Origin of the sequence: Pseudorhodoplanes sp., assembly GCF_050250235.1 — a bacterium.
In the GTDB taxonomy this organism is placed as follows: domain Bacteria; phylum Pseudomonadota; class Alphaproteobacteria; order Rhizobiales; family Xanthobacteraceae; genus Pseudorhodoplanes.
Genome location: NZ_JBFWPA010000005.1, coordinates 43,030 through 63,041, shown reverse-complemented (window position 1 = coordinate 63,041; position 20,012 = coordinate 43,030). Strand labels below are relative to the sequence as shown.

Genomic DNA, 20,012 nt, shown 5'->3' with positions numbered 1-20,012 from the left:
CATTACTCGTCGAAGCCGGCATTCATCCGGTCGGACCAGTCGACCCGCGAGGCCGCGCCCGTTGTGTGAGCGGTGTAGGTGCCCGGCGCCGCCGGGTGCTCAACCGAACGTACGACCGAATAGGCGCCGCCCCCGACAATTGTCACGGCAAGCACCAGGGCCAGCAAGATGCGCATTTTCAATCTCCAGGTTCTTTTTGTTGCAGCGCATATATGAGCGCTGTGCACATTCCGCCTTCACGTCCCCGTGACGGCATCCCTGCAATACCGCAGCCGCATGCGCAGCAGACTGCGGCGCGTCCCGTCAATTCGCCACGCCTTTCGGCGGCGGCATCTGGAAGCCGTAGAAATTCGACTGTTCCTGCCAGTCGAGACGAGACGAGCCGGTGGTATAGGCATCGGCCGTCGATTCCTGGGCGGAGTTCAGAGCCAGATAACCGCCGCCGGCGAGGATCACGACGGCAAGGACCGAAAGAGCGTAGACGCGCATGGCATCCTCCATTGGATTGCCCAGCGATGTAGAGACGCCGCGCGCGCTCCGCTTTCACGTGGTTGTGACGAATTGCAGGATCTTGCCTCAAAGTGCTCGCGTTGGCGTGCGATCACTCCGCTCGTCCCCGCGAAAGCGGGGCCCCTGTCTTTCAGGATGCCCGCCTTCGCGGGCATGAGCGGAGTTTCTGACCAGCCTATGCCCCCGCAAACTTCAGCAGCTTGATCGCGTCGAAGTCCTGCACGCCGCCGCCGACGCGCTTCGTGGTGTAGAACAGCACATAGGGCTTGGCGGAATACGGATCGCGCAGCACCCGCACGCCCTGGCGGTCGACAACGAGATAGCCGCGCGCGAAATCGCCGAACGCGATCGAGTAGGAGTCTTCGGCGATGTCCGGCATCTCCTCGGCTTCCACCACCGGGAAGGTGAGCAGCCCTGCCCGCCCGCCGACCTGCGCCGGCGGCTGCCAGAGATAATTGTCGTCGGCATCCTTCAGCTTGCGGATCGCCGACTGCGTCTTGCGGTTCATCACGAAATGCGCGTTCTGCCGGTAACCGGCCTTCAGCGCATAGACGAGATCGATCAGCGGATCGGCCGGGCCATCCGCGGGAAAGCCGGCATCGAGCCCGGTCTCGATGAAGCCGATCTTGGTCCAGGCCCAGGAGCCCTCCGCCACCTTGTCGTATTGCATGAAGCCCTTCGGCTTGTTGGTGCCGTCGCCGTTGACGAAGGCCGCGCCCTCCTGCACGGCGAATACCTGCTCGACTTCGCTTGCGATCCATTCGTCGATGTTGACCGCTGTGTCTTCCAGCAGCACCGGCGTGGCCGCCGGCATGGCGTAGAGCTCCGCCGCCGGAAATGACAACTCGGCGAGCACCGGCGAGTCGGTGGTCGGCCGCGCGGCGGTTTCCGCCACCCAGCCGGTGGCGGGGCCGGTGGTCATGAACGGCTTCTTGTAGACATTGCCGGAAATCTCGCGCACCGCCGCGATCGAACGGATCGGCGAGATCGCCGCCAGCCGCTTTCCGATCTCGCGTTCGACCTCTTCGGGCACCAGATAGCCGCCGTCGGCGGGCGTACCGGCCGACATCGCCTTGACCTCCAGCGCGCGCAGTCCTGCGCTTTCGCCCGCGCGGACATAGGCCTCGAACGCGGCCTTGTGCTCGCGCGCAGAGGCGCTGCGCAGACCCGTCTCGATCCCGAGCTGCGGTCGCGCCGATTTCAGCGACAATTCGTCGAGCCGGCGCGTCTGCGCGTCCAGCGCAGCGTCGATGCGCGCGACTTTTTCCTCTTGCAGCACGTCAGCGGAGCGTCGTTCGATCGAGGCAATGCGCTCGTCATTCGCCGCCTTGAAGGCGTCGAAGGTGCGCATCAACTCGGCATGGGTGACATGCGCTTCCCGCATTGGAGCATCCGGCGCAAAGCCGGCCTTGGTTTCGAGGTCGTGATGGGCGAGGTCCATTCGGGTCTCCTTGTGGAATGGGACAAAAAAAACGCGCCGGGCTCAGCCCTCGCGCGCTTGGACAGGTGAATTGGAGGGATGGCTTTCCGGGTCGCTGCACCGGACGGGACGGTTCAGATTCCGCACACCTTGTTGTGAAGCCCGGCTTGGGCATAAGAATCGTGATACCATGTGTTGATAAGCAAAGGCTGGGGGGGTCGGTGCCGGCACCGGATCAGAGTGGCTACCCGCGGAGAAAGATGATGCGTAAGATTGTAGCGATCGCGGCAGCTGGAATGACCCTCGGCCTCATCGCGACGGCCACCCTCGACGCCGCGCAGGCTCAGTATTATGGCGGTTATCTCAACCAGCCGCGCAGCTATGCGCCACCGTCCTATGTCCCGCCACCGCCAGCCTACGCGCCTCCGGCATATTCGCGGCCGCGTGTGGTCGTGACGCCGCCCAGCTACGGCTACGGCAGCGGCGCCTATTTCGACTACCGGCATTTCGGCGATCCGACGACCCAGGATTCGCTTCTGACCTGCGCCTATTGCTGAGCGGGCGCGAGCTACGCGTCAGCCGGCGCATCACGCTAGGGCGAGACCGGACACCATGCGAACGACGGTGACGCTCGTCGCAACCTCGATCATGATCGGCGCGGCTGTGATCGCGGCGCCGGGCATCGCGCAAGCGCGCTTCGGCGCCGGCGCGATTGCCGATACCGCAGTGAACATGGCCGCCACGCAGCCCACACAATTCAGTGCGCAACAGCGCAGCCAGCGCTCACCCCGGCGCACCACCCCGCGGCGCACTTACAGCCCGCCGCCGAATACGACATCGCCCTACATCTATCCCGGCTCGCGCGGCGCGTTGCTCAACTGCTCGTTCTGTTGAGGGGCGGACGTCACGTGGGCTTGTAGAAGCCGTCATCCAGGCTGCGAAGCGTTCCTGCCGCGTCTGCGCAATACGGCTGCCGCTCCGACTGTGCAATGATCTCGAAGACTTTCCTTGCCTCTTCAGGCATGAGAGCCAGCGTCGCGTGCGCCGCGTTCAGACGAACCTTGAGGTTGGTATGATCGTAGAAGCGCGCCAGTATGCGTCGTTTGTCTCCATCGCGCCTCTTGAGCTCATCGATCACCGCGCGCTCGCGGCTGTAGAGTCGATTGTATCTCGCAAGCTCATCATACTTTTGCGCTTCATCTTGTTCGATTGACAGCGCCAGAAAGCGCTCGACGAGTTGCTCTTCGCTCAAATCGTCCAGCGCCGCTGAGCGGTTACTGCTCCCGGGCTCCGCCGGGACGAGGCCGTGCAGTTCGGCTTCATATGCACCGGGCCCGGTCGCTGGCGGCCGCCATGTCTCGTCCCCAACTGCGCTCATCCGATCCGACGACAGAACTGGCGCGAGCGTTCGCGTTGCCTGCGCCGCCGCATGGTGAACCCGCTCATCGGGATGAAAATAGAGTTGGAAGAGGGCTCGACGTTGATCTCCGTCGCGGCGCTCCAATTCAACGCTGACGGCGTCCAGATCCCAATAGCGCTCGTCCACTTCGGGCATCCCGTCGGCTTCATCATAGGCTATCGCTCGCTGGACAAACATCGCAACCAATTCATCGGTCGCGTGGCTTTCCAGACCAGTCTTGGGCGTATTGTCGCCCCGCCGCCGAGCAATCTCACGTTGAGCCTCCAGCGCCCGCGCATGAAGCGCTGCCGCCTTCGGCTGGTCATAGGCCGCGCACGCTTCTTTATAGGCACGCATCAAGGCCAGCCGGTGCTCGACGAGCTCCATCTCATCAAGGTCGGCGAGGTGAACCATTGCCACGACTCTCAACCGGAGGTTGAGCGGATTGTGTGCCCAAGCTGTGCCGCCGGTCAATAGCGTCAAATTGCGATGTATACGCCCGCTTGGAAGCACTGACTTGTCTCATAAGGCAAGCAATCAGGCTGGCTTGTAAACACCATCGTCGAGCGCACGAAGAGACATGCCGGCGTCGCCTGCCTGTGGCTGCCAGCCAGACGATTGAATTTCCTCAAGTTGTGCGCGCGCGGCCTGCGGTGCGATCGCAAGAGTTGCCTTCGCCGCCTTGAGTCGCACCTGCATGTTCTTGTGATCGTAGAGCGACAGCAGAGCCGCGCGCTGATCTCCGGGGCGGGATTTCAACTCACTCTTGATCTCTTCCAACTTCCAAAAAATCTTATTGACCTCTCGTTGCGCACGGTAGAGGAGAGCAGCATCTTGCTGGACCGCGAGGTCAGCGAACAAACGCACCAGTTGTTCAGTGGTCATGTCGGAGAGTTTTATGCGCTTCATGGTTTGAGCACTTCAAACTTCTGCAGGGCACCGAGGCCAATATATCTCTTCTCGTCCCAACTCTTGCCTTGCAGATATTTCCGAGGGGTCAATCCGCCGTAGGTTTCGTTCGGCGTCTCAAACCATGAGTTGATCTGCCAATGCCTGTAACGCGGGATAAGCACGAGATTGTCCGACCGGTTGATGACGCTGTCAGGAAATCCGTCATTGCGCGCCTGGGTCTGCTCGACAATGTGGTGGACATCATAGCCGCGTTTGTCCGCCTGGAATACGCCGTCGTGCAATTCGCCGAGGCTCTTCGGCGCGTCCTGAAATGATCTGATCTCCCAATACTTTTCATTGAGCCAGTGGCTTGCCGACGTCGCGACCTCGGAGAGATATTCGCTCGCCAGCCGGACATTCCGCGCCACCTCTTGCGCGATGTAGTTGCGCTCCTGCTGGGTCTTCGGTTGCGTGCCCGGAATGCTGTGAAGAGTCTCGATCGGCGGCAGATTCGGCGGGCGCCTGCGTACGTCCGAGAAGTCGGTCGATTCGAGTTCGCCGAGATCGCTATCCAGCACCTCGCCGTCGGCGGCGTCACCGTCATCGAGGGTCCCACCGCCCGCATCCGTCCACTGCCCCAGTTCGTCCCGCGGCTGGTCCGGATTGAACCCTGCCTTCAGCGCGATCGCATGCTTGCGCATCGCGAGTAGAAAGCGCAGCGCGGCCACATGCCATTTCAGCCGGAGCAACTCCAACCGTACCCCATCGAGTGCATGCATGGCCTCACACCGCGCGCTGATACAGCACGCGCCGCCGCGCGGTGGGGTCGACGACCACCGGCTTGCGCGCCCGCGCGGGCGGAGCGAACGGGGGCTTCGCCTCCTTCACCGCGCGGACGCGCGCTCCCGGCAGCGCGCTAATGCGCGCACCTGGAAGCAGCGGAAAGGTCACGATCGAGATTTCCCACAGATCGATCTGGTCGAGCTTGCGCACGCGCGACTTCGGATCGACGCGCGCCTTCACCGTCTTGAAACCGATCGAGAGACCATCGGCCGCGCCCTCGCGCAGCAGCGCCAGCAATTCGCGCGCGCGCACGACGTCTGGAATGAGCCGCCCGCGCACGCGAAGCCCGCGCCAGTCCTCGGCGATCTCGTTCCATATCCCGATCGGCTCGGCCGGATCGTGCTGGAACAGCATCGGGATGCGGCGCACGCCGCGCAGCCTCAGCGTCTGCGCGAATGCGCCCGGCATCACCATGTCGCGCGCCTGGTCGATCTCGCCGAACAGACTGGCGTAACCCTCCACGCTGCCGTCGGGATGGATCGCCGCGCGCGGCTGAAAAGAGGTGTCGTTGGTGTTGGGTGCGAGCATGAAAACTCCATGCGTCGTCCCGGCCAAGCTGAGCACGCAGGCAAGTCCACGCAGCCTGCGTAAACCTGGCTGCGCGAAGCGCGAGCCGCGACCCATAACCACCGACGGTGGCTATGGGTCCCCGCTTTCGCGGGACGACAACCGATTGCTGTTGTGACTAGCCCTTGGGCGCCTTGCGTGGCCCTTTCGCCTTGCGCATGGCCTTCACATCGCGGGCGGCGTTTTGCTTCGATACCCGGTCGAGATGCGAGAGAAACTCGCGAAACACCGTGAGGTGGTCGCGCTTGCGCTTGGGCACCGGACGCAAACTGCGCATTACCGAATGCAGACTATCCATCATCGGCCTCCGAACTTTCTGTTGAAGCGCGCAAGCTCGCGCACAAAATCGTCGAAGCGCCGCATCGCGGCGGCGTATTCGCGCAGCACGAAGACCGAAAGCGCACTCGCGCCGGCGGCCCACAGGAACAGCGCCAGATGCGCGAGATCGCCGCGCTCGGCGAAGATGCGGGTCAGGTCGGGCATGACAGCGTTTTCGAGCGAAGTGGGCACCGGTTCGAGAAAACGCGTCGGTGGGAAACCCTAACGGAAAACTCATCGTGTTCGCGGCGCGACGTACCGCCGCCGCAACCGGACTGCTATCGTGCTGCCGGTTCCGGATACACCGGGGCAGCGTCACGGAAGGACCGATCATGCAGAAACTTGCACTTGCCGCCGTGCTTGCGGCATTCGCTTCGTTCCCTGCCACAGCGCAGGACGGATTTCCGAACCTGGTCGGCACCTGGAAGGGCGACAGTCAATCGATCGTCCTGTCGGGCGGCAATCAGCACCATCCCGGCAAGTCGAGCGAGCCCCGCATGACCAGCGTTGCCTTCACGATGGTCATCGACAAGCAGGATGGCCGGCGTTTCTACGGCACGTTTTCATCACCGCGGCACAAGGAAACCGTCATCGGGGTCATAGCGCGCAACGGCGCGATCTACGTGGTGGATGATGACGGCTACTCCGTCGGCACCCTGCTCGCTCCCACCAGGATGGAAATCTGCTACATGAAGCGCGCGCCGGACGGGCGTATCGCGTCCTGCACTGAAATGGCGAAGCAATAGCACTGCAAGATGGCTCGCCCTGCATGAAACGTCAGGCGAGCGCATCCCCGCCCTCGACTGGCGCGTAACCAACCGCGATCCGCTTCTCGTTCAGCGTGAGGAAGGGCGCGGCGGTCACCCGCGCCCACAAGGCGGCGCGATCCGCGCCTAGCGCCTCGATCCGGTCGGCATCGACCGCGAGCCGCACGCTCCCGCCGTAAGCAGGCGCCAGCCATTGCGACAATGCCGCGCCGATGCGGCTTGCGAGCGGCAGCACGGTGCCGCGGAACAGCGCGCGATTCGCCTCCTGATAATTCGCATAGGTATTGTCGCCCGGAATTCCGAGCAGCATCGGCGGCACCCCGAAGCACAGCGCAATCTCGCGCGCTGCATTGTGCTTGGCCTCGAGGAAGTCCATGTCCTTGGGCGACAGCGACATCGCCTTCCAGTCGAGCCCGCCTTCCAGCAGCAGCGGCCGGCCGGCATTTTTCGCGCCCTGATATTCGTCCGACAATTCGCGCTTCAGCCAACTGATATTGATCGTCCGACAGCACCGTCTGCTCCGGCCCGGAATAAACCAGCGCACCCGAGGGCCGCGCCGCGTTGTCGAGCAGCGCCTTGTTCCAGGATGCGGCCGCGTTATGCGTGTCGACGGCGACGCTTGCGGCCTCGAGCGGCGCCAGACCGTAATGGTCGTCGAGCGGATGAAAATGCGTCAGATGCAGAATGGGGGGTGGCACTTGCCCCTGCGCGAACCGCAGGCTGCGTCCCGCGACGTGATATTCGTAGGCCTCCGGCCATCCGTCGGTGCCGGGCACGACCCGCATGCGATCCGGGCGCAGCGCATAGAGTTCGCGCGGCCGGCCCTCGAGCGACACCGCCTCGATATAGGCATTGCCGGCGAGCTGCAGATGCGCGACCACGCTCTCCAGGAATACAGGCCCGTCCTGCCGCGGATTGGGCCGCGCGATCAGATCGAGCAGCGGATGCGCGTCATGCTCGGCGTCGTCTTCATAGGCGAGCCAGGTCACCGAGGCGACCGCCTCCGCCACCAGCCGCACAGCGCGATGCACGATCGCGTTCTTCATGTAGCCCTCGCGCATCAGCGCCGCGGTGTCACGCGGCGTCCAGCGCGCGCCCCCCTGCGACTGAAACGCGATCAGCTGCGCGATGCGCGAGGATTTTTCTTCCGGAGCACGGAACCATTTCGCGAAATCGAGCATGACAACCCCTGCAATAAAGCAGCGCTGGCGCTGCACGCAGTGAAAAACAAAAAGGCCCGCGCGATGCGGGCCTTTCGTTTTCTGACGTCGAGGAAACTGCGCGCGCTAGAATACGCCGAGCAGCGCAAGAACGATAATCAGACTGAGCGGAACGCCCAGCAACCAGAGAATGATCGGCACGGTTCGCCCTCCTGTGTGGTCGGTTTGATGCGGCAACAACGCCGAAGGGCGAATGAGGTTCCAGGGTTTTTCTCTGCCGGTTTCCCGAGCCGGATGCAGCGCTTATCCCTTCGCCGGCAACGGCCAGGTGCGAATCTGTTCCGACACCGATGGAAATCTTCTTGCGAGCTCGTCGGCATTGCCGAGTTCGACATCCTGCGGATCCACACCCGGCCATTCGGTCGATCCGCCGAGAAACCATTGACGCGTTCCGATCACCCGCGCCGTGTGGAAGGTGTTGCCAGGAATGAACAGCTGAACTCTGTGGCCCTCGCGCAGATCGGGTCCGACGATGTGCTGCTGTGTCGAGCCGTCGGTCAGCATCATCAGCACCTCGATCGGATCGCCGAGATAATAGTGATAGAACTGGTCGTTGCGGATGCGATGCAGCTTCACCGGCTGCTGCGGCGTCAGCATGAAATACAGCGCCGAACCCATCGGCCGCCCGCTCTCGAACGGCGCCGGCAATCCGCCGGGCGCAATCCGCTCCTCGCTCAGATAAGTGACGCGCACATAGCCGCAGGTGGCGTTGGGTTTGAGATCGAGCAGCCGCTCGACGTCCTGGTAGGTCATGCCCTGATGCATCGTACTCCCCTGCGCATTGGCCTGTCCCGGTGAGAGGGCCGCCGCGCCCGCAAGCGCCGCGCCTGTGAGGATCTCGCGCCGGTCCGGCATCGTGCTTGCTCCGTTTGAAGTCATTTCATCGAGACATGCTATCATTCTCGTGTCCCGGGCGCGATGCAGCACGAAGTGCTGCTTCGCAGAACCGGGACCCATGGTAATGCACGCATAAATATGACCTCTTACGTTTACATCCTTGCGAACGGCAAGAACGGAACGATGTATGTCGGCGTGACGAGCAATCCGGCACGGCGGATGACCGAACACAAATCCGGCGCCGTACCCGGCTTCACAAGGGCTTATGGCATCAACCGGCTCGTGTATCTTGAAGAATATCCAACTATCCTCGAAGCACGCGCACGCGAACATTCACTCAAGCGCTGGCGTCGTGCATGGAAAATCAAGCTGATCGAGTCGATCAATCCGAATTGGGATGACCTGAGTGACAAGCTCTAATCTCGCGCTCTAGCAGCACAATCTGATCTCGTGCCGCGGACGCGATGCAACATGAGCGAAGCGAAATGTTTGCGTCGCAGAGCCGGGGCCCATTCCTCCGCTACACAAGCTGTGACATGGCTCCCGGTTCTGCAGCGCGTCACTCCGTGCCGCACTGCGCCCGGGACACGAGAGTTGCGCATCGGGTGCAAAATCCTGCGAGACCGTCGTCACAACATCCTCACCCTCGGCCCCGCCGGCGCGGCGAAGGTGAGGTGCGCCACCGCCCACACCATCGCATCGAGCCGGTCGGGCGAGCGGCCGGACGACAATCCATCCAGCCCGAAATCGCACATCTCGTCTTCGAGTGCCGGAAACACCCCGGCATGCTTCACCCTGCCCTGCTCGTACAAGGCCGCGACCGGCTCGGCGCGCAGCCATTTGGCCCGCGTCGCCCGCACCGCGATCACCGGCACGCTCGCATCGGCCTCGCGGATCACGGCGCGCACCATGTCGCCGCCCTGGTTGACCTCGACCACCAGCGCATCGGCCTGCAGCCGGCGCCACAGCGCGATCGCCTTGGCGGCCCAGCCCGCTGGCGACAGCCCCGACACCGTCTCGTCGGCGATCACATAGCAGACGCCGTTTTCCGCGCAGCCCGCAGCGACCAGCCCGCAGGCATCCGCGCCCTTCGATGCGGAGGCCGGCGGATCGACCGCGACCACGATGCGCCGCAGGTTCGGCGCAGCCGCCACGCGGCAGCCTTCGATCATCGCACGCGACCACAAGGCATCCGGCCGGTCATCGACGATCTCGCCGTCCAGCTCCTGGCGCCCAAGCCGGGTGCCGTCATAGCGCTTCACCACATTGTCGATGAAGGCGGGCGACAGGTGATAGGCATTCGCCCGCGTCGGCGCATGCGTCACCGCGCTCGCAGGGTCGGCGATCAGCCGTTTCAGAAGAGCGATCGGCCGCGGCGTGGTGGTGATCACCTGCCGCGGCCGCGCGCCAAGGCGCAGTCCGAACTGCAGCATATCGAAGGTTGCTTCGGCATGACGCCACTTGGCGAGTTCGTCTCCCCATGCGTGAGAGAATTGCGGACCGCGCAAGGATTCCGGATCTTCCGCCGAGAAGCCCTGCGCGATCGCACCATTCGAAAATTCAACACGCCGCCGCGACGGCACCCAGACCGGACGCACGTCGCGCGGATGCACCGAGAGCAGCCCCGACACGCCCTCGATCATCACCTCGCGGGTTTCGTGTTCGGTCTCGCCGATCAAGGCGATGCGCCGGTCGCCCTCGCCGTCCTGTTTCGGCGCATTGGCGATGCGCTTGACCCATTCGGCGCCGGCGCGGGTCTTGCCCGCACCACGCCCGCCGATCAAAAGCCATGTGCTCCAGGGCTCGCCATTATTGGCGAGCGCGGGCGGAAGCTGGTGGTCGTGACAATGCAGCCGGAAGCGGCGGTTAAGCTTGTCCCTCTGTCGGGTCGTCATCCTCGCCAGGAATTCGCTGCGGACCTCCGGCGGCCATTGCCTCCATTTTTCTCGAAAGTTCTCGATAGATTCCGTCGATGTCGGCGGGGAGATAATCTTCGTCATCGTCGTCGACCGCGTCCTGCTTCTTGCGCCTCCCCGCTTTTGGCTCATGCAGCGCGTCGATCGCGGTCAGCGACTGCAGCGTCTTCGCCAGCACCGCGAGCGTGCGCGCGTCGCGCTCTGGATCGCCCGGCGCCTGCTTGCAGCCCGCCAGCCGCGCCTCGATCTCGTCGACCTGCCGCTCGGCGGTCCTCATCATGCGATTGACCAGCGCGATCCTGTTCTCCTTCAGGATCTTCCGCCGCACCACCATCCGCCGCTTCGGCACTTCCGGCAGCAGCCGCTCGCCATTCTTCTGCTTCGGGCCACCGGCGAGCCAGTGATACAGCCCCCAGTGGCTCAGCCTTGTTTGCGCGAGTATGTCGCGGGTGGTCGCGCCCTCGGCATACATCTGCCGCGCGCGTGCTGCGTTTTCAGAAATGGCGGCGCTGTCAGGAATGTCGGTCATGGTGTGCCGATCGAATGCATATCTCTCCGCTCGTCCCCGCGAAGGCGGGGACCCAGGGCGGCAAGGAAAAGCTGAAAGTTTTTCGCTGGTTTCCCGCTTGCGCGGGAATGAGCGGAGAAAATGCGATGAAGCCGCTTGCGGCCGCATGTATGGAGAATGACAAAACCCTACCCGACCAGCGTCACGCTGTCAAGGACTATTTTCCTGTTTCTTCTGCGCGCTGTTTCAGCCGCCGGCAGGCCGCCGCGCTGCCACGACGAGCCATCCCTTCCGCCTTGAGGCGCCGGTTTGAATCCCGGCCTGCTCTTTGGCAGTGTGATGCGCGCAGGCCGCGATCGGCGGCGTGATGCGATTGCCGGGATCACGATGCCGTTGCGCCCCATCAATGCCGTGCTCGCGATCGGTGTCGCCGCCCTGCCCTGGCCGGCTCTGGCCGCGCTCGATCATTTCAATCGCGGCTGCGGCGACGGCCTGTGCTCGTTTTCATCCGGGCTCCTGATACTGGGAGCGCTTGCCGCGGCGACGCTCGTTTTCCTGCGCCGAAGCGACCGGCGCGGCGAAGCGCCCGCCTGGTTGCGCTGGGTGCCCGCGGTGTTGTGGATCGCGCTGCTGATCCCGCTGGTCTATTGATGCGCGCGCGCGGGTGATAGGTTGCGGGTTGAACCGCGCTTCGTGAGCGGCGCTCTCGACGCGATCTGCAGCCGCATGTCTGGAGAATGACCAAACCTTACCCGACCAGCGTCACGCTGTCAATGACTATTTTCCTATTTTTCACGTGCGCCCATTCTCCGTTTTCCCCCGCGTCCATCCCTCGCCGAGCGTGCCGCCATTGCTGCATTGCGGCCATGCCGCCCTTTCCGTCCCGATAACCTTTGCGGCGTAGGCTCGTGCATGGAACCGGAACTGCGCCGGCGGGTTGTTCCGCCACGCAAAGGCCGCGACGCGGCCGCTTCCTCAACCGACGGAGCAACCGTCAATGGCGTTCCCCACCTTTCCCGACCGCCCCGAAGCGGGCCATGCGGATATCCCGACACCCCCCCTCATCGACACCGCACCGCCGCTGGCGCCCGTCGTACCCGAGCAGTCGCCATGGTGGAGCGCGCCGGCCGGCAAGCCGTTCGGCATCCCCGATTTCTCCCATGAAATGCGCGCGCTGATGGCCTGGCTGGCGGGGCTGTTGCTCGCGCCGAAACCGGTCCCCGTGCGCGTGAAGGCGCGGCGCCGCTAGAGCGGCTATTTGCGATCGAGTGGATCCTGCACCGGCGTGGCCGGCGCGTCGGTCGGCGGTGCGTCCTTGGCCGGACCCCGCAGCGGCTTTTCTTCCATGCCGATCAGGAAGGCGAGCCCGAAGCACAGGATCAGCATCGCCGCCAGGAACACGAAGCGGAACGCGTAGGCGAGCGCGGGTTCCGACGCGGTGCGCGCCAGCGATTCCACCGAGACGCCGCCGGTCCCGCCGATGCCGCCGAGCACGATCGCGCCCAAGAGCGCCACCGTCAGCGCCGAGGCCAGCGAGCGGAAGAAATTCAGCGAGCCGGTGGCAATCCCCATATGGCGGCCCGACACCGCGTTCTGCATCGCCACCGTGGTCACCGGAAACACCGCGCCGGTTCCGAACCCGATCACCGCGAGAATGGCGAGGATGCCCGCGATCGGCAGCCCGACCGGCCAGATCGCTAAAGCGCCGAGCCCCGCGATCGCAAGCACGAATCCCGCGAATGCCATGCGCTTGTAATGCTCGACCTGCGCCATCATCCGGCCGGTGATGGTAGCCGAAATCACCGAGGCGCCCATCAGCGGAATCAGCGCGAGGCCCGACTGGCTGGCGGACAGATGGATCACGGTCTCGAAATACAGCGGCACGAAGATCGTCAGTCCCACCAGCACGCCCATGCAGCAGGCGCCGGCCAGCGTCGCGGTGCGCACGATCGGATTGGCCAAGACCGACAGCGGCAGGAACGGCTCCTTCGCCGAAACCAGCCGCCAGGCGAAGGCCGCCCATAACAGCGCGGAACCGGCGAACAATCCGAGCACCGGCAGGCTCAGCCAGGGGAAGCGCACGCCGCCCCAGGTCAGCGCCAGCATCAGCGCGATCGCGGCCGACACCATCAGCACCGCGCCCGGCAGATCGAGCGCATGCTTGCGCTGATTGAGCGGCAGCCGCCGCAGCACGTTCGAGGTCAGCGCCAGCGCGATCAGGCCGAGCGGTAGGTTGATCCAGAAGATCAGCGACCAGTGCAGGTGCTCGGTGAGCACGCCGCCCAGCACCGGGCCGCCGATCGAGGACGAGGCGAATACCGCGCCGATGTAACCCTGGTAGCGGCCGCGCTCCTTCGGAGTGACGATATCGGCCACGATGGTTTGCGTCATCGACATCAGCCCGCCGCCGCCCAAGCCCTGCAGGGCGCGGCCGAGTATGAGCGCGGTCATCGACGGCGCCAGCGCGCAAGCCACGGAACCGGCGATGAAAATCACGATGCCGGTGAGCATGACGGTGCGCCGGCCATAGATGTCGGAGAGCTTGCCGTAGAGCGGCGTCGATGCCGTTGCGGTGAGGAGATAGGCGGTCACCACCCAGGAAAGGTTCTCGATGTCGTTGAAGGCGCGGCCCATGGTCGGGAGCGCGGTCGCCACGATCGTCTGATCCAGCGCCCCCAGAAACATCGTCAGCATCAGGCCGATGACGACGGTGCGTGCCTCGGCATGGCTCAGCGCGCGGGTTTGCGCCGGCGCGGGCAGCCTGTCGTCGCGTCGCTGTCTGGTCTTGCTCCCCTGGCCTTTCGGCGCTTTCGGCGGCTTGCCCGGCTTGTCGTCCATGGCGTGTCTTGGCGCGAAGCTCAAAACCGCGCAAGGCCCAAAACACGCAAGGCTCAATGCCGCGAAAGGCTTATCCATCCTTGTCCATCGCCGCGGGCGCGCCGGCCGCCATCGCCTCCATCTTGTGGCAGAGTTCGCGATAGATCGCATCGACATCGGCCGGCAGCCTGTCCTCATCCTCGTCTTCGTCATCGACGAAAGCGGGGGCGCGCGGCGCCGCATCCTGCTTGCGCAGCGCCTGCAGGTCGCGCAGCGCCCGCACCAGGCTTCCCAGCATGCGCACGTCGCGCTCGCGTTCCACCGGAGGAACTTCGCGCGCGGCAAGCCGTGTTTCGATATCGCGCACCTGGCGCTCGGCGGTGCGCAGCAACCGGTTGACCAGCGACACGTCGCAGGCCTTGAGCGCGCGCCGCCGCTTGCCGGTGACGTCGCGCCTGCGCGCGAGGGGTTCCATGCGCTCGCCGTCCTGCCCGAACGGCACGCCATCGAGACAGGCATAGAGCGTGCCGAGCGCCATCTGGCAATGCGCGAGGATGCGCGACACGGTGAAGCCCTCCGCATACATCTCGCGCGCCCGGATGACGCGGGCGCGGTCGAGCGGCGGATTGGGTCCGGGGCGGATGTCCGATGACAGCGGCATGGGCAAAAGCTTTCACCCTCCCCCTTGTGGGGAGGGTCGGCGCGCGCATCGCAGGCAAGTTCACGCAGCCTGCGGAATAAAGTGCGCGCCGGGGTGGGGGTCAGCGCGTCAGTGCGCGCCGCCGGATGCAATTGCGGAGAATGCGCAAACCCTACCCTCGCAGCGTCACGCTGTCAAGGATTATTTTCCTGATAAAGATATTGCTGAAACCCGACAAAGGCCTCTGCGATGACGCCAGCCTCACCGAGCGTCTCGATCGCATCGTTGACAGACCCGTATTTGAGGTCGAGCAGCGCGCCGAGCTTCTCGCGATCCAGTTCTTCCGTCCCCTGGCTAACATATTGCGCCAGCACGAATTCCAGGAAGACCCGCAGCCTGTCCTCGTAGCGCCCCAGGATCACACCCTTGCGCGTTTCCGCCCGCTCAGCCCGCGAGATCAGCGGCTTGGCGTACGCGACATAGGCGAGCACGTCGAACACGTCGCTCTTCTCGGCGTTGATGAGTTTCGCCACCTCACCCAGCCATTCGTGTCCGAAGCCGGCCTCGGACAAAGCCTGCAGGAGCGCCTTGCGCGTTTCCGGCTGGCTCCACAGCCGCCGCAACTCGTCCTCGTCCTTGAAGAAGCGCGGCAACTCGCCGAACAGCTTTTCGATCATCTGGTTGGCCGAGATCGGCTTGCCATCCGGGCTCCAGTAAGTCGTCGCCATCATGCTCTGGATCAGCCGATCCTTGCCGTCCGCCAGCCGGATCTTGATCTGCTTCGGGCGCCCCTTCGGCTCGGCCTCGGAAGGCTCGCCCTCGCCTTCCTCGCAGCCCTCGGGCTTCGGCACCTTCGGCGGCGGCGTCACCGGCTCCAACGGTTCGCCATCCCAATCCTTGTCCTCGAAATGCTCGTAAGCCTTCACGAAATCATAAATCGTGAAATAGTCCTTGCCGTCGAACAGCCGCGTGCCGCGGCCGATGATTTGCTTGAACTCGATCATCGAGTTGACCGGGCGCATCAGCACAATGTTGCGGACGTTGCGGGCATCGACGCCAGTCGAAAGTTTCTGCGACGTAGTGAGGATGGTCGGAATGGTCTTCTCATTGTCCTGGAACGTGCGCAGCCATTGATCGCCAATCGCGCCGTCCTCCGCTGTCACCCGCACGCAGTAGTTCGGGTCGCTTGACCTCTTCATCTGGTTGATCAGGTCGCGCACCAGCGCCGCATGCGCCTGTGTCGCGCAGAACACCAGGGTCTTCTCGCGCTGGTTGATCTGATCCATGAACAGCTTGACGCGATAGCGCTCCCGCTCCTCGATCTCGATGGTGCGGTTGAACTGCGGCTCCTTGTAGCGCTTGCCTTCCTCGATCTCGCCTTCGACGATCTTGTCGTCCGGCACCCAGACATAATCGTCGAGCGTGGTGGCGATCTGCTTCACCTTGAACGGCGTCAGGAAGCCGTCATTGATGCCGTCCTTCAGCGAATAGATGTAAACCGGCTCGCCGAAATAGGCATAGGTGTCGACGTTGTCGCGCCGCTTCGGCGTCGCCGTCAGGCCGAGCTGCACCGCGGGCGCGAAGTATTCGAGGATGCCGCGCCAGTTGCTTTCGTCATTGGCGCCGCCGCGATGGCATTCGTCGATGATGATGAAGTCGAAGAAGTCCGGCGGATAGTCGCCGAAATAAGGCGCCGGCTTGCCGTCCGCGTCCGTGCCGCTCATGAAGGTTTGGAAGATGGTGAAGAACACCGAGGCGTTCTTCGGCACCGCGCCCTTTTTGCGGATTTCCTCCGGCTTCACGCGCGCCAGCGCGCCGTCTTCGCCGAAGGCCGCGAAGGAATTGTAGGCCTGGTCGGCCAGAATATTGCGATCGGCAAGAAACAGGATGCGCGGCCGCCGCTCCGGCTTGCGCGACAGATTCCAGCGGCTTTGAAACAGCGCCCAGGCGATCTGGAAGGCGATGGCCGTCTTGCCAGTGCCGGTGGCCAGCGTCAACAGGATGCGCTGCTGGCCGGTGGCGATGGCCTCCAGCGCATTCTCGATGGCGTTGTGCTGGTAGTAGCGCGCCTCCCACCGGCCGGCGCCCTCGAAAGGCACATCGGCAAAGCGCTCGCGCCACTCGTTGGCTTCCTGGAAGGTCTCGGCCCAGAGTTCGTCCGGCGTTGGATAGCGCTCGACGTCAGACTCCACGCCTGTCTTCATGTCGATGCGATAGATCTTGCGACCGTTGGTCGAGAAGGCAAAGCGCGCCTGCAGCTTCTCGGCATAGGCCTTGGCCTGCGCCACGCCCTCGGTCGGGCCTTTGCCTTCTGCTTTTGCTTCGATCACCGCCAGCTTGTGATTGCGGAAGGTCAGGACGTAGTCGGCGATTTCTCGTCTGCCACGCCGCCCGGCACCTTCGATGCGGCCTGGACAAATCATCTCCATCCGCATGCGGCTGTCGGCAACGACACCCCACCCCGCCACCCGCAATGCGGGGTCGATCAGCTCGGCGCGGGTCTCGGCCTCGTTCACTCCGCCGCCTCTTTGATCGCTTGCGAGGGTGGCGAGGTCAGTTCGCCGGAGAAGGCTTTTTTTAGAATGGATTGCTTTAGTTCGTTTAGGTTCGAAATCTTGTCTTCATAGCGCAATTCTAGCTGCCCCGTTTGATCGGCCAGGTCCGCCAATGCACCGATAATTTTTTGCTGTTCCTTGATACTATCAGGCACCGGAATGACAAACTGGACCAGCGTCTTGATTGGCAATTGCGGCTGGGCAGCACCGGAAACATGCTTGACGATTTGTTTCTTCATGACTCCAGATCGAAATATTTCGAACAAATATTTCGGTGAAATTTTCTGCGTGTCAGGACGAAAGATCAACATTCCGGAATTGATACGAATATCCTCGAACGGAACATCATCATCGTAGACAGCGACATTTCCAATTGTCCCCCGAGTCGTGAGCACAACATCGCCACGTTTCAATTTTCCCTTTCGTAGCTCTCTATCTTTTTTTTCCGAGATGAACATAGTTTCCGCGAAATCAAACCCGTCTGGACGGACGTTCTTGGTGTTCAGGAACAGGCAATGTCCGGAAGCCGAAAAATCAGACCGTTTGGGGTAGTTGGCGCCCCGGTCCCCGTCGATAATTTGCAGGAGAGAGTCATCACCCAAGTATCGCGCGCGCCAATTTCCGTCAGCGTTTTGAAACGCCGCATCGACATAGCTCTCAAACAACTCCCGCGCATTCTTGAGATTTTTCTCGGCATTGGCGGCGGCCTTCGCCAGCCCGGCAAGAGCCTCGTCCAGAATGGCGACGATGCGTTGCTGTTCGGAAAGCGGGGGGAGCGAAACCCCAATACCCTTCAGTTGCGACAGCGACAGCGTGGGGTATGCCGTATCTACTCCCAGTGAACGAGCCTCGACTGTCAGCAAATAATAAAAGAGGTAATTTGCGTCGATGACTTCTGGCTTTGCCCGCACAGTCGCCAAATGGCTGGATACATAGCCGTCCACGCCCATAATAACGCGGTGGTCCAAAAACGTGGACGCACCGCTCTTGGGAATAAGAATCGTTCCGGCTGGATGCGACGTAAGCCGCTTTATGCCCTTATCGTTTAACCTGTCTTCAGACTCAGTCAACGTGCCGATATGAATACGGCCCACATCCGAAGTTCGGAAGAATGGATACTTTCCTTCGACAAATAGCGCCTTGTCTTGTGGAGCTGAGTTGCCAGCACTAACCACGGCGATGTCGCCCAGCGATTTCGTGTCCCACCCCGCCTTCACAGCATCGCCTCAATGTTCCTGAGGATCGCCGCGCTCTCCGCATCCAGCGCTACCATCTCCGCGATGATGTCCTTCGGGTCGCGCAATTCGGTCTCGTCGGCCTTGTTCGGGTTCTTCACCGACAGGTCAAAGGTCGTTTGGTCGATGCTCTTCGCATCGACCGTCCACGAATTCTCGCTGTCCCTGGCCTTCGCCTGCAACGCGACGAAGTCTTTCAGGTCGTCGTCGTTGAGCGGATTAGTCTTGCCGAGGTTGCGGCCGGGGTCGAGCTTGTAAAACCAGACTTTCCGCGTCGGCGCCCCCTTCTCGAAGAACAGCACCACGGTCTTGACGCCGGCACCCTGGAACGTGCCGCCCGGCATGTCCAGCACGGTGTGCAGGTTGCAGTCTTCCAGCAGCTGCTTGCGCAGCGCCACCGCAGCGTTGTCGGTGTTCGACAGGAACGTGTTCTTGATGACGATGCCGGCGCGGCCGCCGGCCTTCAGCGACTTGATGAAATGCTGCAGGAACAGGAACGCGGTCTCGCCCGTCCGGATCGGGAAGTTCTGCTGGATCTCCGGCCGTTCCTTGCCGCCGAACGGCGGATTGGCCAGCACCACGTCGAAGCGGTCCTTGTCCTGAATGTCGGCGATGTTCTCGCCGAGCGTATTGGTGTGGACAATGTTCGGCGCCTCGATGCCGTGCAAAATCATGTTCATGATGCCGATGACGTAGGCGAGGCTCTTTTTTTCCTTGCCGAAGAATGTCTTCTCCTGCAGCGTCTTCCGCGCCTTGGTGGAAGTCGCCTGCGGCAGCATGTAGTCGAAGGCCTCGCACAGGAAGCCGGCCGAGCCGCAGGCGCCGTCATAGATGCGCTCGCCGATCTGCGGATCGACCACCTTGATCATGGCGCGGATGAGCGGGCGCGGCGTGTAGTATTCGCCGCCATTGCGGCCGGCGTTGCCCATGTTGCGGAGCTTGCCTTCGTAGAGTTCGGACAGCTCGTGCTTTTCCGCCTGCGTGTTGAAGCGAAGCTGGTCGATCAGCTCCAGCGCGTCGCGCAGCGAATAGCCACTCTGAAACCGGTTTTTGATTTCGCCGAAAATCTCGCCGATCTTGTATTCGATCGTGTCCGGCCCTTCGGCGCGGGTGCGGAAACCCTGCAGGTAGGGAAATAGGTCTTTGTTGACGTAGTCGATCAGGTCGTCGCCGGTTTTCGCCTTGTCGTGATCGAACGAGCCGTCCTTCTTCTTCGGCGCGGCCCAGACCGACCAGCGGTGGCCCTTGTCGATGATGGCCTGATAGGGCTTGCCCTCCAGCAAGGCGCGCTGCTCGTTGGCCCTTTCCAGGTCGTCCAGATACTTGAGGAATAGCATCCAGGAGGTCTGCTCGGTGTAGTCGAGTTCGGTGGCGCAGCCGGCCTCTTTCCAGAGCACGTCATCGATATTTTTGAAGGTCTGTTCGAACACGGCGCAGCACACTCCCCAGTTACCAGCGGGATTAAACAAGGCTTCTGATTGCAGGAAAAGAGCGCCCCGGCGTTAACGCTTCTGGATCGCCTTCGCCGATTTGCGCTTTTTGGGCGTCTTGAATTCCGCAGCCGCCCGC

23 protein-coding genes and 1 pseudogene are annotated in these 20,012 nt (G+C 63.0%); 6 read left to right on the top strand and 18 right to left on the bottom strand.

Annotated elements, in window-relative coordinates; all coding sequences use genetic code 11:
• Nucleotides 1–2: 2 nt before the first annotated feature.
• The 3 genes from AB7F49_RS04125 to AB7F49_RS04115 all read right to left on the bottom strand — a co-directional run bounded on the left by AB7F49_RS04125 (nucleotide 3) and on the right by AB7F49_RS04115 (nucleotide 1,894).
• Nucleotides 3–176: a hypothetical protein gene (locus AB7F49_RS04125; RefSeq protein ID WP_428520562.1), complete on the bottom strand. Its 174-nt coding sequence runs from the start codon at nucleotides 174–176 to the stop codon at nucleotides 3–5.
• 127 nt (nucleotides 177–303) lie between these two features.
• On the bottom strand, nucleotides 304–489 hold the full coding sequence (locus tag AB7F49_RS04120; RefSeq protein ID WP_428520561.1) for a hypothetical protein: 186 nt from the start codon (nucleotides 487–489) through the stop codon (nucleotides 304–306).
• Between the two features lie 196 nt (nucleotides 490–685).
• The gene (locus tag AB7F49_RS04115) at nucleotides 686–1,894 is read right to left on the bottom strand and encodes a phage major capsid protein (protein ID WP_428520615.1); all 1,209 of its coding nucleotides are present in this window, start codon (nucleotides 1,892–1,894) and stop codon (nucleotides 686–688) included.
• A gap of 299 nt (nucleotides 1,895–2,193) precedes the next feature.
• Between AB7F49_RS04115 and AB7F49_RS04110 the strand changes: the two genes are divergently transcribed.
• Together AB7F49_RS04110 and AB7F49_RS04105 are read left to right on the top strand one after the other, a co-directional pair.
• The gene (locus AB7F49_RS04110) at nucleotides 2,194–2,487 is read left to right on the top strand and encodes a hypothetical protein (protein ID WP_428520560.1); all 294 of its coding nucleotides are present in this window, start codon (nucleotides 2,194–2,196) and stop codon (nucleotides 2,485–2,487) included.
• A gap of 55 nt (nucleotides 2,488–2,542) precedes the next feature.
• Complete coding sequence (locus AB7F49_RS04105) at nucleotides 2,543–2,824, top strand: hypothetical protein (RefSeq protein WP_428520559.1); 282 nt, start codon at nucleotides 2,543–2,545, stop codon at nucleotides 2,822–2,824.
• A 10-nt stretch (nucleotides 2,825–2,834) separates the two neighbouring features.
• Here AB7F49_RS04105 and AB7F49_RS04100 read toward each other — a convergent pair whose 3' ends face one another.
• The 6 genes from AB7F49_RS04100 to AB7F49_RS04075 form a co-directional block, all read right to left on the bottom strand.
• Nucleotides 2,835–3,743 (bottom strand): DUF2019 domain-containing protein, encoded by a 909-nt coding sequence (locus AB7F49_RS04100; protein WP_428520558.1) that lies wholly within the window; start codon nucleotides 3,741–3,743, stop codon nucleotides 2,835–2,837.
• A gap of 123 nt (nucleotides 3,744–3,866) precedes the next feature.
• On the bottom strand, nucleotides 3,867–4,238 hold the full coding sequence (locus AB7F49_RS04095) for a DUF2019 domain-containing protein (protein ID WP_428520557.1): 372 nt from the start codon (nucleotides 4,236–4,238) through the stop codon (nucleotides 3,867–3,869).
• Complete coding sequence (locus tag AB7F49_RS04090; RefSeq protein ID WP_428520556.1) at nucleotides 4,235–4,999, bottom strand: hypothetical protein; 765 nt, start codon at nucleotides 4,997–4,999, stop codon at nucleotides 4,235–4,237. Before AB7F49_RS04090 ends, AB7F49_RS04095 begins: the two co-directional genes overlap by 4 nt.
• Nucleotides 5,000–5,003: 4 nt before the next feature.
• Complete coding sequence (locus tag AB7F49_RS04085; protein WP_428520555.1) at nucleotides 5,004–5,591, bottom strand: HK97 family phage prohead protease; 588 nt, start codon at nucleotides 5,589–5,591, stop codon at nucleotides 5,004–5,006.
• A gap of 157 nt (nucleotides 5,592–5,748) precedes the next feature.
• Nucleotides 5,749–5,928, bottom strand: a complete 180-nt coding sequence (locus tag AB7F49_RS04080; RefSeq protein ID WP_428520554.1) for a hypothetical protein — start codon at nucleotides 5,926–5,928, stop codon at nucleotides 5,749–5,751.
• Nucleotides 5,928–6,113 carry a hypothetical protein gene (locus tag AB7F49_RS04075; protein WP_428520553.1) on the bottom strand — a complete coding sequence of 62 codons (186 nt, stop codon included), beginning with the start codon at nucleotides 6,111–6,113 and terminating at the stop codon, nucleotides 5,928–5,930. Before AB7F49_RS04075 ends, AB7F49_RS04080 begins: the two co-directional genes overlap by 1 nt.
• Nucleotides 6,114–6,280: 167 nt before the next feature.
• On the opposite strand from AB7F49_RS04075, the gene AB7F49_RS04070 reads away from it, so the two are divergent.
• Nucleotides 6,281–6,694: a hypothetical protein gene (locus tag AB7F49_RS04070; RefSeq protein WP_428520552.1), complete on the top strand. Its 414-nt coding sequence runs from the start codon at nucleotides 6,281–6,283 to the stop codon at nucleotides 6,692–6,694.
• 31 nt (nucleotides 6,695–6,725) lie between these two features.
• On the opposite strand, the pseudogene AB7F49_RS04065 reads toward AB7F49_RS04070, so the two are convergent.
• Together AB7F49_RS04065 and AB7F49_RS04060 are read right to left on the bottom strand one after the other, a co-directional pair.
• Nucleotides 6,726–7,896 (bottom strand): annotated as a pseudogene (locus tag AB7F49_RS04065) (phage portal protein).
• Nucleotides 7,897–8,178: 282 nt separating this feature from the next.
• Complete coding sequence (locus AB7F49_RS04060) at nucleotides 8,179–8,790, bottom strand: cupin domain-containing protein (protein WP_428520551.1); 612 nt, start codon at nucleotides 8,788–8,790, stop codon at nucleotides 8,179–8,181.
• 120 nt (nucleotides 8,791–8,910) lie between these two features.
• On the opposite strand from AB7F49_RS04060, the gene AB7F49_RS04055 reads away from it, so the two are divergent.
• Nucleotides 8,911–9,192: a GIY-YIG nuclease family protein gene (locus tag AB7F49_RS04055; RefSeq protein WP_428520550.1), complete on the top strand. Its 282-nt coding sequence runs from the start codon at nucleotides 8,911–8,913 to the stop codon at nucleotides 9,190–9,192.
• A gap of 209 nt (nucleotides 9,193–9,401) precedes the next feature.
• On the opposite strand, the gene AB7F49_RS04050 is transcribed toward AB7F49_RS04055, so the two are convergent.
• Both AB7F49_RS04050 and AB7F49_RS04045 read right to left on the bottom strand, forming a co-directional pair.
• A complete protein-coding gene (locus tag AB7F49_RS04050) occupies nucleotides 9,402–10,667 on the bottom strand; it encodes a DNA-packaging protein (protein WP_428520549.1) in 1,266 nt (421 codons plus the stop codon).
• Entirely contained in the window at nucleotides 10,639–11,217 is a 579-nt protein-coding gene (locus AB7F49_RS04045) for a hypothetical protein (RefSeq protein WP_428520548.1), read from the bottom strand. The genes AB7F49_RS04050 and AB7F49_RS04045 overlap by 29 nt, the downstream gene beginning before the upstream one ends.
• Nucleotides 11,218–11,505: 288 nt before the next feature.
• Between AB7F49_RS04045 and AB7F49_RS04040 the strand changes: the two genes are divergently transcribed.
• Complete coding sequence (locus tag AB7F49_RS04040) at nucleotides 11,506–11,847, top strand: hypothetical protein (RefSeq protein WP_428520547.1); 342 nt, start codon at nucleotides 11,506–11,508, stop codon at nucleotides 11,845–11,847.
• A gap of 346 nt (nucleotides 11,848–12,193) precedes the next feature.
• On the top strand, nucleotides 12,194–12,445 hold the full coding sequence (locus tag AB7F49_RS04035; RefSeq protein ID WP_428520546.1) for a hypothetical protein: 252 nt from the start codon (nucleotides 12,194–12,196) through the stop codon (nucleotides 12,443–12,445).
• Nucleotides 12,446–12,450: 5 nt separating this feature from the next.
• Here AB7F49_RS04035 and AB7F49_RS04030 read toward each other — a convergent pair whose 3' ends face one another.
• From AB7F49_RS04030 to AB7F49_RS04010, 5 genes are all read right to left on the bottom strand, one after another.
• The gene (locus AB7F49_RS04030; protein ID WP_428520545.1) at nucleotides 12,451–14,034 is read right to left on the bottom strand and encodes an MDR family MFS transporter; all 1,584 of its coding nucleotides are present in this window, start codon (nucleotides 14,032–14,034) and stop codon (nucleotides 12,451–12,453) included.
• A gap of 70 nt (nucleotides 14,035–14,104) precedes the next feature.
• Nucleotides 14,105–14,674, bottom strand: a complete 570-nt coding sequence (locus tag AB7F49_RS04025; RefSeq protein WP_428520544.1) for a hypothetical protein — start codon at nucleotides 14,672–14,674, stop codon at nucleotides 14,105–14,107.
• 173 nt (nucleotides 14,675–14,847) lie between these two features.
• Nucleotides 14,848–17,169, bottom strand: coding sequence for an EcoAI/FtnUII family type I restriction enzme subunit R (hsdR, locus tag AB7F49_RS04020; RefSeq protein WP_428520543.1), 2,322 nt, complete (start codon nucleotides 17,167–17,169; stop codon nucleotides 14,848–14,850).
• Complete coding sequence (locus tag AB7F49_RS04015) at nucleotides 17,166–18,425, bottom strand: restriction endonuclease subunit S (RefSeq protein ID WP_428520542.1); 1,260 nt, start codon at nucleotides 18,423–18,425, stop codon at nucleotides 17,166–17,168. The genes hsdR and AB7F49_RS04015 overlap by 4 nt, the downstream gene beginning before the upstream one ends.
• Nucleotides 18,422–19,873, bottom strand: coding sequence for an N-6 DNA methylase (locus AB7F49_RS04010; protein ID WP_428520541.1), 1,452 nt, complete (start codon nucleotides 19,871–19,873; stop codon nucleotides 18,422–18,424). Before AB7F49_RS04010 ends, AB7F49_RS04015 begins: the two co-directional genes overlap by 4 nt.
• Nucleotides 19,874–20,012 lie beyond the last annotated feature (139 nt).

Bases quoted from the DNA above. Each gene is read 5' to 3' on its own strand.
- AB7F49_RS04125 (WP_428520562.1), bottom strand. From the start codon at position 176: ATGCGCATCTTGCTGGCCCTGGTGCTTGCCGTGACAATTGTCGGGGGC.
- AB7F49_RS04120 (WP_428520561.1), bottom strand. From the start codon at position 489: ATGCGCGTCTACGCTCTTTCGGTCCTTGCCGTCGTGATCCTCGCCGGC.
- AB7F49_RS04115 (WP_428520615.1), bottom strand. From the start codon at position 1,894: ATGCGGGAAGCGCATGTCACCCATGCCGAGTTGATGCGCACCTTCGAC.
- AB7F49_RS04110 (WP_428520560.1), top strand. From the start codon at position 2,194: ATGCGTAAGATTGTAGCGATCGCGGCAGCTGGAATGACCCTCGGCCTC.
- AB7F49_RS04105 (WP_428520559.1), top strand. From the start codon at position 2,543: ATGCGAACGACGGTGACGCTCGTCGCAACCTCGATCATGATCGGCGCG.
- AB7F49_RS04100 (WP_428520558.1), bottom strand. From the start codon at position 3,743: ATGGTTCACCTCGCCGACCTTGATGAGATGGAGCTCGTCGAGCACCGG.
- AB7F49_RS04095 (WP_428520557.1), bottom strand. From the start codon at position 4,238: ATGAAGCGCATAAAACTCTCCGACATGACCACTGAACAACTGGTGCGT.
- AB7F49_RS04090 (WP_428520556.1), bottom strand. From the start codon at position 4,999: ATGCATGCACTCGATGGGGTACGGTTGGAGTTGCTCCGGCTGAAATGG.
- AB7F49_RS04085 (WP_428520555.1), bottom strand. From the start codon at position 5,591: ATGCTCGCACCCAACACCAACGACACCTCTTTTCAGCCGCGCGCGGCG.
- AB7F49_RS04080 (WP_428520554.1), bottom strand. From the start codon at position 5,928: ATGGATAGTCTGCATTCGGTAATGCGCAGTTTGCGTCCGGTGCCCAAG.
- AB7F49_RS04075 (WP_428520553.1), bottom strand. From the start codon at position 6,113: ATGCCCGACCTGACCCGCATCTTCGCCGAGCGCGGCGATCTCGCGCAT.
- AB7F49_RS04070 (WP_428520552.1), top strand. From the start codon at position 6,281: ATGCAGAAACTTGCACTTGCCGCCGTGCTTGCGGCATTCGCTTCGTTC.
- AB7F49_RS04060 (WP_428520551.1), bottom strand. From the start codon at position 8,790: ATGCCGGACCGGCGCGAGATCCTCACAGGCGCGGCGCTTGCGGGCGCG.
- AB7F49_RS04055 (WP_428520550.1), top strand. From the start codon at position 8,911: ATGACCTCTTACGTTTACATCCTTGCGAACGGCAAGAACGGAACGATG.
- AB7F49_RS04050 (WP_428520549.1), bottom strand. From the start codon at position 10,667: ATGACGACCCGACAGAGGGACAAGCTTAACCGCCGCTTCCGGCTGCAT.
- AB7F49_RS04045 (WP_428520548.1), bottom strand. From the start codon at position 11,217: ATGACCGACATTCCTGACAGCGCCGCCATTTCTGAAAACGCAGCACGC.
- AB7F49_RS04035 (WP_428520546.1), top strand. From the start codon at position 12,194: ATGGCGTTCCCCACCTTTCCCGACCGCCCCGAAGCGGGCCATGCGGAT.
- AB7F49_RS04030 (WP_428520545.1), bottom strand. From the start codon at position 14,034: ATGGACGACAAGCCGGGCAAGCCGCCGAAAGCGCCGAAAGGCCAGGGG.
- AB7F49_RS04025 (WP_428520544.1), bottom strand. From the start codon at position 14,674: ATGCCGCTGTCATCGGACATCCGCCCCGGACCCAATCCGCCGCTCGAC.